Source organism: Sulfurospirillum diekertiae, from assembly GCF_011769985.2.
Classification (GTDB): domain Bacteria; phylum Campylobacterota; class Campylobacteria; order Campylobacterales; family Sulfurospirillaceae; genus Sulfurospirillum; species Sulfurospirillum diekertiae.
Genome location: NZ_CP039734.2, coordinates 414,452 through 429,396, shown reverse-complemented (window position 1 = coordinate 429,396; position 14,945 = coordinate 414,452). Strand labels below are relative to the sequence as shown.

Sequence of the window (14,945 nt, the reverse complement as noted above, 5' to 3'; positions counted from 1 at the left end):
TTACGCTTTCACCTCAAAATTACGGATGACAAACCCACGGATTTTGCGAGCTTGATAATCCAGTTTATAAAAATGCTCATACACGGCTTGTGCATCCAAGGTTGGATGGTTGGAAAAATCAAAGGCAATTCCTTTACTGTCTTTAGGAACATTCGCATCGATATACGTCATAAAGGCATCCCTTGCCTCGATAAGTTTAGCAAGCTCTTTAGTAATATCTATTTCATTTTCATTCATGTTCTATCCTTATTTTTCAGCCAGAACCTGCATTTTATCACCAACAAGTTCTATGTAAAGCTCTTTATCACCTTTAGAGGCAAATGAAGGGCTTTTATAGGTTTGTAAAAATGAAATTTTATAAAGTTTTCGATCATCAATGGTTGGATAAGGTACAACACTCATATTTTCAAAAAGAATCATTTTGTTCTCTTTACGTGAAAAAATCTGTTTTTTCATATTTGAAAATTGTACCTTGCCTGATCCATCTGATTTTTTAAAATCATTGGAGTAAAAATTTAAATACGCATTAATATCATTGACTTTCCAAGCACGTTGCCATTTGTAGACTTCACTTAAAATCGTTGCGATTTGTTCACGTGTCATTTTAGGAACTTTAGATTCTCCAATAATAACAACGGCACTTTGTGCATTAATTTCAGTGTCAAGGTTTAAAATGGCGTTATTTTCCATTACCACACACCCTTTACTTAAATCATCTCTATCTTTACCATCGATTGGCATACCATGTATCCAAATACCATCGCCACTTTTATTTCTTAAGACATCAAAAAGATTTGGGTATGAAAGTGCAAATGCCAGTGGTCCGTAAAATTGATTGGTTGGTTTAAAGCGTTTCGTGATTTCATACACACCCACTGGTGTCTTAAGATCACCTCGTTTCACTTTATCGCCACTTTTACCCATAATAACATCATCATGGCCACGAACAAGTTTTAAACCGTCCTCTTCGATATGGAAAATCTCACAACGTTTTTTCTCTTTTTCACATACAATGAGCGATTCAACATCTTCATAATAGCCGTAACTTACATCCATATTTTTAAGATGTCGTAACCAATAGTCACGAGAAACTGACTCTTTTTCAGTCGGTGTTTTAGGTTTGACAAAAAGTCTTTGTCCCAATTTAACCGTTGGTTCTTTAATAACCTCTTTATCTTTAACAAGCTCTTTCTTAGCCTCTTTTACCGGTACTTCTTTAACCTCTTTGGATTCAAACTCTTTTTTAAGAAAATCCTCAACAGCGTTAATGCCTTTCGTTTTGTAAATTTTATAAATATCTTCAGCCGTTGCTGCATATAAAGCAAGTGCAAAAAGAGATAAAAAGACCAGATAGCGCATACATCCCCTCTCAAATAGACTGTGACCACAAACGAGTATTAGCCTAATACAATTTTTGGAGGCTATTCTATAAAAAAATGACTTAAGAGCTCCTCTTTTGACAAATATAAATTGATTTTCTTTTTTTACGTAAGTTTTAAAAATCTTTGGCTATCATGAAATTATCTAACTTCAACAAAAGATGCGCCTATGTCATTAGAACTTATTTTAGCTTCTTCACTCGTCGCTCTACTGGTCATTCTTCTTCCCACACTTTTTTTACTCAGTCAAAAATTGGGTCCCTTCAACACAGGCGATAAAGCCAAAAATAGTCTGTATGAAAGCGGCATCAGTTCACCGATTGGTTCCAGTGAAAGTCGCTTTAGCGCCAAATTTTATTTAGTCGCTATTTTGTTTGTTCTCTTTGATGTCGAAATTATCTTTATGTTTCCGTGGGCCGTCAATGTTCGAGAACTCAGTCTTTTCGGACTTTTTGAGATGTTTACCTTTATAGGGCTTCTTCTGTTTGGACTTATTTACATTTATCGTATAAAGGCACTCTCATGGCAGTAGGCGCAGAAGCAATTTTTGGCGAAAGCCTCATTACCACCAAACTTGATAGTGCTATTTCTTGGGCGCGAGAATCCTCTATGTGGCCTTACATTTTTGGAACGGCGTGTTGTGCCATTGAATTTATGAGTGTTGCCAGTAGCAAATATGACATTTCACGTTTTGGGGCAGAAGTGGTACGGTTTTCCCCTCGTCAAGCTGACCTGCTTATTATTGCGGGAACAATTAGCTACAAACAAGCACCTATTCTAAAAAAGATTTACGACCAAATGAGCGAACCTAAATGGGTTATCAGTGCGGGAGCTTGTGCGTGCAGTGGAGGCTTTTATGACAACTATACCACTCTTCAAGGTATTGATAGCATCATTCCTGTGGATGTCTATGTCGCAGGCTGCCCTCCTCGACCAGAGGCGTTTTTAGATGCTCTCTTGGAAATTCAAAAAATACAAGCCTCACAAAGTCTTTTAGAAGATCGTGCCAAACGCGTCTTTAAAGGAGCACTGGATGCCTAAAACTTTTAAAGAAACGTTTGCGGACGCTTATACAATAGATAGACATGGCGCATTTGTCTTAGATAAAGAGCTTATTTTAAAAGCATTGCAAACGCTATTTGAGGAAGATAAATACACCTTTTTAGTTGATATGACCGCCATTGATTATTTACATGTAAAGAATCAATCGGAGCGTTTTGCCATTGTTTATATTTTGCGCGATCAAAATTTTAACAACCTCATTACCCTTAAAACGTATATCGATAGTTCGCTTGCCACGCAGAGTATTACCTCTTTATTTAAAAGTGCCAACTGGGCAGAGCGAGAGATTTGGGATCAATACGGCATTCATTTTAAAAACCATCCGAATCTCAAACGCATTTTAAATCACAAAGAATTTAAGGGACATCCATTACGTAAAGACTATCCTATTACACAAGGGCAACTCTGTCATCAAAGCGATGATCTTATGGATGAAATGACCCCTTGTTTGAAAACCAAAGGCTTCACTCCACAAGATGAGTTGATGTTTCTGAACCTAGGTCCTGCGCACCCTGCGAGTCATGGAACCATTCGTACCTTTGTGGCACTGGATGGCGAAAACATCACCTGTGCGGTGAGTGAGATCGGTTACTTGCATCGAGGCTTTGAGAAATCATGCGAAAACCATACCTACAACCAAATCATTCCCTATACCGATAGGCTCAATTACTGTTCCGCCATTTTGAACAACATCGCTTATGCACACGCGGTTGAGGGCATTTTAGGGGTAGATTTACCAGAGCGTGCTAAATTTATTCGCGTTATCATTGGAGAGCTTTCTCGCATCATCGACCATTTGGTCTGTTTGGCGGCTATCTTAGTCGATATGGGAGCACTTACCAATTACTGGTACCTCTATAATCCCCGTGAAAAAGTGTATGATCTTCTCTCAAAACTGACAGGAGCGCGCCTTACGAACTCTTATATGCGCATTGGAGGAATGAGTCATGACTTGTATGACGGTTTTGAAAATGACTTAAACGTCTGCCTTAAAGAGATCGAACAAGGTGTGGGTGAAACGCTAAAACTTATTGAACACAACCGTATTTTTCATGATCGCACACAAAATGTAGGCATTATCAGTAAAGAGGATGCCATCAATCGAGGACTTAGCGGGCCCAATCTTAGAGCCAGTGGTGTTGCTTACGATCTTCGTGTCACAGCTCCTTATTATCATTATGAGACGTTTGATTTTGACATCGCACTGGGTAGTGTTGGAGATGTGTATGACCGCATGATGGTACGTTTTGAAGAGATCAAACAGAGTACACGCATCATTCATCAAGCGATGCAAAGATTGCCAGAGGGTGCTATTTGCGTGCAAGACCATGCGATCTCTTTACCGCCTAAAAAAGAGGTTTACACCAACATTGAAGGCTTAATGAACCAGTTTAAGCTCATTTATGAAGGTGTTAAAGTACCTGCTTCCGAGTATTATCGAGCGATAGAAGGAGCAAACGGAGAGCTTGGCTTTTTTATTGTCAGTGATGGCAGTGGCACACCTTATAAAGTCAAAGTCAGACCTCCTTGTTTTTACGCGATGGCTGCGTATCCTCGCATTATCGAAGGATCTATGATTGCAGATGCCGTTTTAACCTTAGGAAGTCTTAATATCATTGCAGGGGAGTTAGATCGATGAATACGTTTTCATTCAATCACGCAAATGAGGAAAAATTCAGTGACCTCTTAGAGCGTTACCCCGATAAAAACTCCCTTATGCTTCCCTCTTTATGGATGGTTCAGTACCAAGAAGGGTGGATCAGTTTGGATGCCATGCAATATATTGCTAAAAAACTGGAATGTTCCGCGATGGATGTTTACTCCGTTGCCTCTTTTTACACGATGTTCAACCTCCAACCTATCGGAACATACCATTTGCAACTGTGCAAAACACTCTCTTGTATGCTTGCAGGCTCTAAAACATTGCAAGAACATTTGCAAGAACGTCTTGGTATACGAGCTGGTGAAACAAGTAAAGATGGCAAATTTACCCTCTCTTTAGTCGAGTGTCTAGGCTCATGTGGTACGAGCCCTTGCATGCGCCTCAATGATGATTACATTGAAAACCTCACGATTGAAAAGCTCGATGCGCTTTTGGAGGAACTCTCAAAATGATGGTGAAATTGGTCAGTAAAAATTTTGATATTCCTGAAGCATACACACTCTGCGTTGCTAGAGAAAATGGAAGATACGCCTCTTTAGAAAAACTTTTTAAAATGAGCCCCGATGAAGTCACGACAGAAGTCGAAAAAAGTGGACTCCGTGGCAAAGGCGGTGGTGGAGCGCATACCGGTGATAAATGGCGGCTGATTCCTAAAAACGGTGATAAACCTGTTTATTTGGTGATCAATGCCGATGAAGGAGAACCTGGTACATTTAAAGACCGTCAGATTTTAGAGTTTGACCCGCATCTTCTCATTGAGGGCATCATCTGCTCAAGCTATGCCATTGGCGCGCATCATGCGTATGTTTATATTCGTGGTGAATACGTCTTTTGGATGAATCGTCTGCAAGAAGCGATTAACGAAGCATATGAGGCAGGCATTTTGGGTGAGACCATTCTCGGGAACAATTATGCTTTACATGTAACGATTCACAAAGGGGCAGGTGCGTACATCTGTGGTGAAAAAACAGCCCTTTTAGAATCTCTTGAGGGCAAACGCGGACATCCTAGGCTTAAGCCCAAAGGTAAAGAGCCTGAGTGGTTTTTTGGCAATCCAACGGTCGTGAACAATGTTGAAACCATTGCGAGTGTGCCGTACATCATCAATGAAGGCTATGGTGCGTACCAAATGTATGGCACCAAAGAATCCCCCGGCACGATGCTCTTTGGCGTCAGTGGGCATGTAGAGCACCCGGGAGTTTATGAACTGCCGTATGGCACTTCAATGAAAGAGGTCATTTACGATCTGTGTGGTGGTATTAAAAATGGCAAGAAACTCAAAGCTATTATTCCTGGTGGCTCGTCGGTACAAATTTTAAAAGCTGATGAGATCGACGATATAACGCTTGATTACGAAAACCTTAAAGCCCACGGCTCAGCTTTAGGTACAGGCGGAATCATAGTGATGGATGAAGATGTCAGCATCCCTGAAGTGATGAAAAATCTTTTTGAGTTTTACCACCATGAATCTTGTGGTCAATGCACTCCTTGTCGTGAAGGTACAGGCTGGGTGGATCGTATTTTAGCCAAAATTTTGGCTGGCAAAGGAACTAAAGAAGACTTCGATACCATTCTTGATGCGTGCGATATGCTCAATGGTAAAACCATCTGTGTTTTTGCCCCATCGGTAGCTTTTATCGCGCAGAGTTATCTTAAAAAATTTCGTGAGGAGTTTGAGGCGCTGCTCCATTGAAACACCCCTTGATTTTGACAATATTAAGCTAATTATTGTTACGCTTGTATTCATGTAAATGGTTCATTCATTTGTAAAAGATGAATCTGAGCCTCTTGGAGAGGGGACATACAGATGTTTTTAAAACGCATAACAATGATTTTATATTGTTTCAGTTTCTTCTTCTTAGTCGCTGCTGAAAATACTCCTTATACCTTTGGGGTTCTTGCTCAACGGAATGCTCTGTTAACAGCACAATATTGGAACCCTATTTTGACCTACGTCTCATCTAAAAGTGGTGTACTCCTTGTTCTCAAAGTTGCACGCACAGCCCCTGAGTCAAATTTGGCAATCCAAAAAGGTACCTATGACTTTGTTTACTCCAATACCATCTTTAGCCCTAAAATGGCAGAGGCAAATTATCAAGTCATTTTACGCCCAAGAGACCAAGCAATCACAGGGCAAATTGTCACGTTAACCAACTCTTCTTTATCTGCACTTCAGGATCTTGAAGGCAAAGAAGTAGGATTCCCTTCCTTAACTGCTTTTGTCGGATATGCCGTTCCTACGGACTATTTAAGACATCAAGGGATTAATGTCATCCCCTTTTCGGAGGCAATCAAGAGGGCATTATGGCACAACTTAAAGTAGGAAAAGTAATGGTTGCGGCTGTTAACAGTCAAGTGATGAGTGCTTATGCCCGTCGTGAAAATATATCGTATCGCGTTTTATGGGAATCCCAAAAATTTCTCAATATCCCAATTTCAGCACATCCTCGCATACCTCAGGATGTCATTCAGGCGATTCAAAATGCTTTCGAGCAAATGAATAGCGACCCAGAAGGAATCAAAATTCTTGAAGCGTCTGCTAGGCTCATTACACAAGATTCACCTTTTGGCTTTACATATTCTTCTACTAATGAATACCAAAGTTACCGTGATTTTTATGCTCATTCCTTCATAAAGAAGAAGCCATGAAAAGAATTTTCATATCTATATGGGCTCATTTATCTTTTGCCCATCGTATCTTTATTGCAATCAGTTTTTCGCTTCTTTTTGCAGGTGGACTTATCTTAATTATGTTAACCAAGCAAGATGCAAAAGATGCTCTTCATGATTTAGAGATGCAAAAAGAACAAACGTTAAAAATGCTTCCTATTTTCTTATCTGAATCAATCGTTATTGGCGATTATGAAACTATCCAACAACAACTCAATGGTTACGTCACTTCTCCTTATGTGCAAAATATTGTATTTTATGATGCAAAGGGGAAATCACTTCAAAGCAGTGATGCTGATGAGCCAAAAGATACCCCACAATGGTTTGAAACTCTGTTTGGACTTTGTGATAGTTATGGACAAACCCACATTTCAATAGGCGGGATTGACTATGGTTCCATTGCGGTGAGACTCAGTATCCAAAGCTTTAGCAATCGCATATGGAATGATTTTAGAGTCCATTTTGGTGTTATGTTTGCCATTATTCTTTTGGATTTTTTAGGGCTTTGGCTAACACTCTACCGTAGTTTAGAACAATTAAGTGCTCTAGAGCAATCAACGATAGACCTTGGTAATGGCTATTTTGCACCTATCCAACTTCAAGGTGGGCTCAGGGAAACAGCAAAAGTTGTGAATGCTTTTAATCTCATGATCGAAAAAGTCAAAACAACACAAAAAGAGTTGCAAGACACATCAGATGAAATGAAACAAAGGAAACACTGGATTGAGACGATCATCAACTCTTTAGATGAAGGTGTTTATGCTGTTGATTTAGAGGGAATTATTTTACTAGTCAACGCTAAGGCATGCTCTATTCTTGGTTATACCGAAGAAGAGATGATAGGAAAACAAGCGCATAGGCTTTTCCATTCACACACTCTTAATGGAGCTATTATCCCTCTAGAAGAGTGCCCTATGTATAAAGCGCTTGTAACCAAAAGTGCCTGGAAAAATGATACGGAATATTTTACATGTAAAGATTCTCGAATGATTCCAGTGGAAATTTTTGGCAATAGCATTGTTTATGAGAATCAAGCACTCGGCATGGTTTTTGCCTTTAGAGATATTGGAGAGAGAAAAGCATTGGAAGAGAAGATGAAACTCTTATCAACTGCCTTAGAGGCGACAACCAATGCGGTGGTTATCACCAATAAAGATGCCATTATAGAATGGGTCAGTAAAGGTTTTGAGGAAATTACAGGTTATCATTTAGGGGAAGCGCTTGGTCACACGCCCCATGAACTTGTTGGCTCAGGAAAGCAAGAAAAAATATTTTATACCCATATGTGGGAAACGATTCTTTCCAATCAACCATGGCATGGAGAAGTAATCAATAAACGAAAAAATGGGCAACTGTACTATGAATCATTACAGATTACCCCTGTTAGCGATGATCATGGAAATATTACACATTTCATTGCGATTAAGGAAGACATTAGTGATCGTAAACGTGCCGAAGAAGAGATGGAACATCTTGCCTTTTATGACCCATTAACCGACCTTCCCAACAGAAGACTCCTTATGGATAGAATTGAACGGGCTATCGTTAGTGCTAAACGCTATCAAACCTTTGGTGCCATTTTCTTTTTAGATTTAGATTATTTCAAACGTATTAATGACGAATTAGGGCACGATGTGGGAGATTTACTGCTACAAGATATGGCAAGAAGGCTTCAAAACTCTTTACGACAAGGCGATAGTATCGCAAGGCTCGGTGGGGATGAGTTTGTTATCCTGCTCGAAGATCTTGGAGACACGAAAACGTTTGCAACTCAGTATATGAAAGCTTTGGCACAAAAAGTTCAAGATGCCTTTATCGATCCTTTTATCTATAATGAAAAAAGTTATTCACTGAGTATCTCTTTAGGTGGCATACTCTTTACAGGGACTCAAGATGCTAAGATTATTCTCAAAAATGCGGATAGTGCCTTATATGAAGCAAAACAAACCGGACGTCATAAAAGCTGTTTTTACAATGAGAACACATAATAAATCACTTGATAAACAACGACATATATGAAAGTCTCGCCGTATCGATTAAGAAGTCCACGCCTGGGAAATAAGCGATGAAGGTGTTACCGATACCGCCCCAAATAACGGCTATGGCAATCACTCCAATGGTAATAGGCGTAATGCCGCTAAGCGTTGGAATCTGAGCTCCCTCTTTTTCACATGCGGGGTAAAAGTACATGAGCGCAATGAGCTTAAAATAGTAGTAGATGGAAATGAATGTGGCGATGATACCGCACACAGCAAGAAAGGTATACCCAGCTTCAATCGCCCCGGTAAAGATGTAAAACTTACCCACAAAGCCAATGGTACTGGGAATTCCTGCTAAAGAGAGCATAAAAATACTGAGCATTGCCGCCATATAAGGATGCACATGCGCAAAGCCACGAAAATCCTCATACGTAACACGGACATGCTCATCAGCGGCAATGTACGAAATGAGTCCAAACGCACCCATTGCGGAGAGAAAATAAGCTACGAGATAGAAGATGATAGATGAAGAAGCGCTCTCGCCCGCGTAGCCAATGGAGACAAAAGCGATGAGCAAATAGCCTGTATGCACAATGCTCGAAGCGGCAAGCATTCGCTTCAAGCTCTCTTGAATGATCGCTAAAAATGTTCCGTAAAGCAACGTCGCTAAAATAACCACGACAAAGAGTGTATCCCACATGTCACGAATCGGGTCAAGGTCAATGAGCATTAAGCGAAGTACAAAGCCAAAAATAGCCACTTTAAACGTTGCCGCCATAAACGCTGTAACAGGTAGTGGTGAGCCATCATAGACATCAATCGTCCAGTTTTGAAAGGGAAATGCGGAAATTTTAAACAAAAATGTCACGAGAATAAATGTGCCCCCAATGACAATAAGGGAAACATCTTTACCCATCAGGATATCCAAGGCTTTTCCAAGATCACCTAAAATGGTTGTACCAAGCCCTGCATAAATCAATACAGAACCTAAGAGGAAAAATGCGCCAGAGATAGAGCCAAGCACTAAGTATTGGTAACTGGCTTCCACACGTTTGTCATGTATTTTTTGAAAACCTATCATGACATAAAGAGAAAGTGACGCAATCTCAAGGGCGATAAACGCCGTTATAAGCTCATTGGCGTGTACCAATAGCATCATGCCAAAAACAGAAAAAAGAAAAAGGGAAAAGAACTCTTTTTTAAAATAACGCTTCGCTTGGAAATAGTGTGTTCCAATCAAAGAAGTCACCAGAGCACCACTGAGGATAAGTGCATCAAAATAGACTGAATAGCTATCGACAATCAGCATTTTAGAAAAAATATCTTGTAGTGGAAAAGCGGTAAAGAGATCTCCAAAATAGTATAAATCAGTACTCAATGCCACAAGCAAAATGAGAAAAGTAAAGAGTGAAAAACGCTCCATCGAAAATCGTTCAAGCGGAGAGAGAAGCATCAACACAACGGCTCCACTTGCAATGATAATCAAGGGCAAAAGATAACTCAGTTCTATCCAATGCATCACTTTACTCCTACATGTAAAATATCGATGAGATAGTGCTGCAACGTTGGCTCAATTTTATATAAAAAGAGATCGGGGTAAACACCCATCGCAAGAATCAGTACCGCTAAAGGCGCCAGTCCTAGAATCTCATGAAGTCTTAAATCTTTCATATTGGAGACATCGTTATCACTTTTAACCAAAACGGCCTTTTGAAACACCCAAAACATATAACTTGCTGCAACTAAAACGGTAAGAGCCGAAAGCATACCTAAATAAGGATTGTAATGAAAAATACCCAGCACGATCAAAAGCTCGGCGACAAAGCCGTTTGTTCCTGGAATTCCCACTGTACAAAAGAGCATAATCGCAAAAAAGAGTGTAAACCAAGGGGCTTTGGTCGCAATGCCACCCAACCCATTTAAGGAGCGAATGCCCAGATGTCGCTCCATTACACCGACAAGCAAGAAAAGTCCACCGGTTGCAATGGCGTGTGCTACGATCAAAAAGGCACTTCCCATCATACCTTGAATATTGAGCGCAAACACTCCCGCGGTAATAAACCCTAAGTGCGAAGCTGACGAGTAAGCAAACATCTTTTTGATGTTGAGTTGACTGATTGCGGCGATACCAAAATAGACCAATCCAAAAATACCAAGGGCTACAAAATAGATGGAAAATTCAACAAATAAATCAGGGAAAAGTGGCATCATAAAGCGCACCAGCGCATACACTCCCAGTTTTGCCATGATGGAAGAGAGCAAAAAAACACCACCCGTTGGCGAATTTGAATAGGTTTGCAATAACCATGAATGAAAAGGAAAAAGCGGAATTTTAATCGCAAAAGCAAGCATAAAGCCAAAAAAGAGAAGTATTTTTTGCTCACGTGCGAGGGTGCTGATATTGACTAAATCAGAGAGAGCGAAACTCCATACTCCAAATTCATAGTAATGCGCCACACCCAAATAGAGAATACTGACAAACATAAAAAGTGAACCCATGATGGTGTAAATCGTGATTTTCAGCGTTGAAAAGACACGATTGCCTGAGCCAAACAGTCCGATAATCATAAACACTGGCAATAACATCGCTTCCCAAAAAAAGTAGAATAAAAATAGATCGAGCGAGAAGAGTGTTCCACTCACACCCGCTTGGATGAATAGCATATTGATCCAGTAACTTTTGGAGCGAGAATTATTCCACAAAAGAAGATACGCACTGGGAATCAGTGTTGCAATCAGCATCAAAATAATCAGTGAAAAACCATCTATACCTACACTGTACGTAATACCATAACTTTTAATCCAGACATAACTCTCTTTAAACTGAAGTGCTCCGGTCAGGTCAAAATGAGTATACACATAGAGTGCCAATGCAAAAATGCAGAGCGATACGCCAAAAGCAACATTGCGTGTAGCGCGAGAATGCAAAGGCACTACCATCAACAGTAAAGCGGTTAGCATTGGTAAAAAAATAATAATTGAAAGAATTCCTATGCTCATCATCTACCCTAATGTAAAGATCAAATAGCACGATGCCGCACTAATGCCGAGCATCATGATCAGTGCGTAAAAACGCACATTCGCATTTTGAACAACACCAACCACATTTCCCAATTTAATAAATCCATGACTGAGTCCCATGATGAAACGATCAACCAGATTGACATCTAAGTTAACAGCAATAAATTCACTCAATTTTTGAATGGAGCGAACAAAGAGCAGATGGTAAAGTTCATCCACATAAAATTTATTGTACACAATCCCTTGCGTCGACTCTTTGTGTTTTGAAAGATCATAAAAACGAAACTTCTTATAGGCGATACCTATACCCAAAAGGGAAACAGCGATGTTCAGGCCTAGCAGCATCCACTCCGTTTCATGGCTTACATGTAAAGCTCTACTTCCCCATTCGCCCAACCACGTCCCGATAAGATGGCTTCCACCTAAAAGGGAAGGTAAGCCCATAAAACCGGCGAAAAGTGAGCCAAACGCTAACACAACTAAAGGGGCTTTCATCACCCAAGAGACATCATGGGGATGGTTTACATGTAAAGCATTTTTACCCTCAAAAACAACAAAAAAGAGTCGGAACATGTAGTAAGCAGTCAAAACGGCGCTACACACGGCAATGCCCCAAATAAGATATTCCCCACTCGCAAAAGCTGTCAATAAAATCTCATCTTTACTAAAAAATCCAGCAAAAGGCGGAATACCACTGATCGCTAATGTTGCCATCAACATCGTGATATAAACCACTGGTGTGACTCGCTTCATCCCACCCATTTTAAAGATATTTTGTTCATGATGTAGTGCAATAATGACAGCGCCAGCCCCCATAAAGAGAAGTGCTTTGAAAAAAGCATGAGTGAATACATGGAAAAGTGCACTGCTATACGCACCCAGCCCAACGGCAATAAACATATAGCCGAGTTGCGACATCGTTGAATATGCCAGTATTTTTTTAATATCGCTCTGTTTGGTCGCAATGACTGCCGCAAACAGGGCACTAAAGGCACCAATATACGCAATAAAAAGTCCGACATGCGGGATTAATTCATATAAAAAGGAGAAGCGTGCTACCATGTAAACACCCGCTGTCACCATTGTTGCGGCATGAATGAGTGCCGAAACAGGGGTTGGACCTGCCATCGCATCAGGCAACCAGACGTAGAGTGGAATTTGTGCGGACTTACCCATGGCACCGATAAAAAGTGCAATACCCACGACTTGAAGCAACCACACCGGCATGGTGGCTACTTTGTCCGCAATGCTTGCATAATCAAATCCTGCCTCTCCACAGTAAAAAAAGAGAATCGCCAAACCGATTAAGAAGCCAAGATCCCCTATTCGGTTGACGATAAAGGCTTTATTACCCGCAACGACATTGGAGTTATCCAGAAAGTAAAAACTAATCAACAAATACGAACAAAGTCCTACCCCTTCCCACCCAATAAACATAATGAGAGGACCATCAGCAAGGACAAGCAGAAGCATCGAGCTTAGAAAAAGATTGAAGTAAAAGAAAAATTTACCATAGCCCTCATCTTCACGCATATACGATGTAGCATAAAGATGAATCAACCACCCGACAAACGTGATAAAAAGCACCATAAAAAGGGAAAGCTTATCGCCTAAAAATCCCATATAGATATTATGTCCGCCCACGCCTAGCCACAAATAGGGCTGAAAATGAAGTGGGATATCGCCCTTAGCAACATAGACAAAGGAAACTACGCCCAAAACAAAACTTGCACACGGCGCTAACAGAGCGGGGATGGTAAACCAAAGGGTAGCAAGTCTCTTTTGCGTAATGGAATAGAGGTACAAAAACCCAATCAGCACGGAAGAGAGCAAAGGGATGAGAACAATCAGGGCCAGTAAAAGGCTCATGCGACCTCCTTTTGCGACAAGGTTCTAAACAGATCGGAATCCAGAGATTTTTTACGACGATACAGTACCACTATCAGCGATAAAAAGACTCCCGCTTCGGCGGCGGCAATGGCGATCACCATCATTGCCATCACTTGCCCACCCATATCGTGATGATAATGGCTCAGTGCGACAAACATCAGGTTAATTGCATTAAGCATCAGTTCGATTGACATGTATATCACAAAGATATTTTTGCGGCTAATGACCCCTAAAAGACCGATGGAAAAAAGGATCATGGCAACAAAAATATATGCAAAAAGCGTATGAGCGATCATGCTTCGTCCTTTCGACCCAAGACAACGGCACCAATAAGAGCGACGAGGAGCAAAATTGAGATCAGTTCAAACGGCAAGAGCCAGTGGGTAAAAAGCTCCATACCAAGGGGTTTTATTTTACCAAAATCACTTGCAACAGGGTTTACATGTAAAGGCATTTTATAAAAAGCACGCAAAATCAAAAAATTCAGCGGTAAAAGTGCAAGCGAGCCTAGAAAAAGTGTCATAGCCTTATTGGGCTCTTTCGGTAAATTGGCTTCTTTGACATTTAAAAACATAATGATAAAAATAAAAAGTGTGAGAATCGCTCCTGCATAGATGATAATTTGTACCATAAAAAGGAATGAAGCACTCAGAAGCGCAAAGAGTCCTGCTAACGCCATAATAGTTAAGATAAGACTGAGCGCACTGTGCACCGGTTGATGAAAACTCACCATGCCCACGGCGCCTAAAATCGTGAAAGAACTTAGGAGTAAAAAGAGAATATCCATCATTGCTTTTTCTCCTCATTGGCTAAAAGTTGCTCTTTGGTCAGTACAAACTCTTCGCGTTTTTTGCCAATAAAACTAAAAATACCACTGTCCATACGAATCGCATCACACGGGCACGCTTCCACACATGCGCCGCAAAAGACACACTCTAAAAGGTCAATGTCAAAGCGTTTGGGCATCTTCTCATCGACACCATCTGTTCGCTCTTCCGCTTCAATAAAAATACACTCTGCAGGGCACGCTGTTGCACACATAAAACAGGCAACACAGCGCACACTGCCATCGTCTCGTTTGGTCAGGCGATGCACCCCACGATAGCGCTCGCTAATGTCATGCGGTAGCTCTTCAGGGTAATTGATGGTTTGAATCTTTGGATGATCACTTAAATTGGTAATAAAATGTGAAAGGGTTGTTTTCATACCACCAAAAATGGCAGGGATATACAGCTTCTCTTTAAACGTATTGCCGTGGCGTGTAACGATTTTGATGCCCAT

At 40.7% G+C, this 14,945-nt stretch carries 14 protein-coding genes and 1 pseudogene; 7 read left to right on the top strand and 8 right to left on the bottom strand.

Annotated features, from left to right (window positions below; all coding sequences use genetic code 11):
• Positions 1-237: a hypothetical protein gene (locus tag FA584_RS02260; RefSeq protein WP_096045803.1), complete on the bottom strand. Its 237-nt coding sequence runs from the start codon at positions 235-237 to the stop codon at positions 1-3.
• A 9-nt stretch (positions 238-246) separates the two neighbouring features.
• On the bottom strand, positions 247-1,359 hold the full coding sequence (locus FA584_RS02255) for a L,D-transpeptidase family protein (RefSeq protein WP_096045802.1): 1,113 nt from the start codon (positions 1,357-1,359) through the stop codon (positions 247-249).
• A gap of 189 nt (positions 1,360-1,548) precedes the next feature.
• On the opposite strand from FA584_RS02255, the gene FA584_RS02250 reads away from it, so the two are divergent.
• From FA584_RS02250 to FA584_RS02215, 7 genes and pseudogenes are all read left to right on the top strand, one after another.
• Positions 1,549-1,911, top strand: coding sequence for an NADH-quinone oxidoreductase subunit A (locus FA584_RS02250; protein ID WP_167750122.1), 363 nt, complete (start codon positions 1,549-1,551; stop codon positions 1,909-1,911).
• Positions 1,902-2,420, top strand: coding sequence for an NADH-quinone oxidoreductase subunit B (locus FA584_RS02245; RefSeq protein ID WP_096045800.1), 519 nt, complete (start codon positions 1,902-1,904; stop codon positions 2,418-2,420). The genes FA584_RS02250 and FA584_RS02245 overlap by 10 nt, the downstream gene beginning before the upstream one ends.
• On the top strand, positions 2,413-4,080 hold the full coding sequence (gene nuoD / locus FA584_RS02240) for an NADH dehydrogenase (quinone) subunit D (RefSeq protein ID WP_096045799.1): 1,668 nt from the start codon (positions 2,413-2,415) through the stop codon (positions 4,078-4,080). Before FA584_RS02245 ends, nuoD begins: the two co-directional genes overlap by 8 nt.
• Entirely contained in the window at positions 4,077-4,556 is a 480-nt protein-coding gene (locus tag FA584_RS02235; RefSeq protein ID WP_096045798.1) for an NADH-quinone oxidoreductase subunit NuoE family protein, read from the top strand. Before nuoD ends, FA584_RS02235 begins: the two co-directional genes overlap by 4 nt.
• Positions 4,553-5,797, top strand: a complete 1,245-nt coding sequence (nuoF, locus tag FA584_RS02230) for an NADH-quinone oxidoreductase subunit NuoF (protein WP_096045797.1) — start codon at positions 4,553-4,555, stop codon at positions 5,795-5,797. The genes FA584_RS02235 and nuoF overlap by 4 nt, the downstream gene beginning before the upstream one ends.
• A 114-nt stretch (positions 5,798-5,911) precedes the next feature.
• A pseudogene (locus FA584_RS14350) lies at positions 5,912-6,753 on the top strand (phosphate/phosphite/phosphonate ABC transporter substrate-binding protein).
• Positions 6,750-8,762: a diguanylate cyclase domain-containing protein gene (locus FA584_RS02215; protein ID WP_167750121.1), complete on the top strand. Its 2,013-nt coding sequence runs from the start codon at positions 6,750-6,752 to the stop codon at positions 8,760-8,762. Before FA584_RS14350 ends, FA584_RS02215 begins: the two are co-directional and overlap by 4 nt.
• 4 nt (positions 8,763-8,766) lie before the next feature.
• Here the strand turns inward: FA584_RS02215 and FA584_RS02210 are convergent, their stop codons facing one another.
• From FA584_RS02210 to FA584_RS02185, 6 genes are read right to left on the bottom strand one after another with little or no spacing between them, the layout of a single operon-like run.
• Complete coding sequence (locus FA584_RS02210) at positions 8,767-10,272, bottom strand: NADH-quinone oxidoreductase subunit N (protein WP_167750678.1); 1,506 nt, start codon at positions 10,270-10,272, stop codon at positions 8,767-8,769.
• Positions 10,272-11,753 (bottom strand): complex I subunit 4 family protein, encoded by a 1,482-nt coding sequence (locus FA584_RS02205; RefSeq protein ID WP_167750120.1) that lies wholly within the window; start codon positions 11,751-11,753, stop codon positions 10,272-10,274. Before FA584_RS02205 ends, FA584_RS02210 begins: the two co-directional genes overlap by 1 nt.
• Positions 11,754-11,756: 3 nt before the next feature.
• Positions 11,757-13,643: an NADH-quinone oxidoreductase subunit L gene (gene nuoL, locus FA584_RS02200; protein WP_167750119.1), complete on the bottom strand. Its 1,887-nt coding sequence runs from the start codon at positions 13,641-13,643 to the stop codon at positions 11,757-11,759.
• A complete protein-coding gene (nuoK, locus tag FA584_RS02195; protein WP_087437710.1) occupies positions 13,640-13,960 on the bottom strand; it encodes an NADH-quinone oxidoreductase subunit NuoK in 321 nt (106 codons plus the stop codon). The genes nuoL and nuoK overlap by 4 nt, the downstream gene beginning before the upstream one ends.
• Positions 13,957-14,454 carry an NADH-quinone oxidoreductase subunit J gene (locus FA584_RS02190; protein ID WP_167750118.1) on the bottom strand — a complete coding sequence of 166 codons (498 nt, stop codon included), beginning with the start codon at positions 14,452-14,454 and terminating at the stop codon, positions 13,957-13,959. Before FA584_RS02190 ends, nuoK begins: the two co-directional genes overlap by 4 nt.
• Entirely contained in the window at positions 14,451-14,945 is a 495-nt protein-coding gene (locus tag FA584_RS02185) for a NuoI/complex I 23 kDa subunit family protein (protein WP_167750117.1), read from the bottom strand. Before FA584_RS02185 ends, FA584_RS02190 begins: the two co-directional genes overlap by 4 nt.

Bases quoted from the DNA above. Each gene is read 5' to 3' on its own strand.
- FA584_RS02255 (WP_096045802.1), bottom strand. From the start codon at position 1,359: ATGCGCTATCTGGTCTTTTTATCTCTTTTTGCACTTGCTTTATATGCA.
- nuoK (WP_087437710.1), bottom strand. From the start codon at position 13,960: ATGATCGCTCATACGCTTTTTGCATATATTTTTGTTGCCATGATCCTT.
- FA584_RS02190 (WP_167750118.1), bottom strand. From the start codon at position 14,454: ATGATGGATATTCTCTTTTTACTCCTAAGTTCTTTCACGATTTTAGGC.
- nuoL (WP_167750119.1), bottom strand. From the start codon at position 13,643: ATGAGCCTTTTACTGGCCCTGATTGTTCTCATCCCTTTGCTCTCTTCC.
- nuoF (WP_096045797.1), top strand. From the start codon at position 4,553: ATGATGGTGAAATTGGTCAGTAAAAATTTTGATATTCCTGAAGCATAC.
- FA584_RS02215 (WP_167750121.1), top strand. From the start codon at position 6,750: ATGAAAAGAATTTTCATATCTATATGGGCTCATTTATCTTTTGCCCAT.
- FA584_RS02185 (WP_167750117.1), bottom strand. From the start codon at position 14,945: ATGGGCATCAAAATCGTTACACGCCACGGCAATACGTTTAAAGAGAAG.
- nuoD (WP_096045799.1), top strand. From the start codon at position 2,413: ATGCCTAAAACTTTTAAAGAAACGTTTGCGGACGCTTATACAATAGAT.
- FA584_RS02260 (WP_096045803.1), bottom strand. From the start codon at position 237: ATGAATGAAAATGAAATAGATATTACTAAAGAGCTTGCTAAACTTATC.
- FA584_RS02250 (WP_167750122.1), top strand. From the start codon at position 1,549: ATGTCATTAGAACTTATTTTAGCTTCTTCACTCGTCGCTCTACTGGTC.
- FA584_RS02235 (WP_096045798.1), top strand. From the start codon at position 4,077: ATGAATACGTTTTCATTCAATCACGCAAATGAGGAAAAATTCAGTGAC.
- FA584_RS02205 (WP_167750120.1), bottom strand. From the start codon at position 11,753: ATGAGCATAGGAATTCTTTCAATTATTATTTTTTTACCAATGCTAACC.
- FA584_RS02245 (WP_096045800.1), top strand. From the start codon at position 1,902: ATGGCAGTAGGCGCAGAAGCAATTTTTGGCGAAAGCCTCATTACCACC.
- FA584_RS02210 (WP_167750678.1), bottom strand. From the start codon at position 10,272: ATGCATTGGATAGAACTGAGTTATCTTTTGCCCTTGATTATCATTGCA.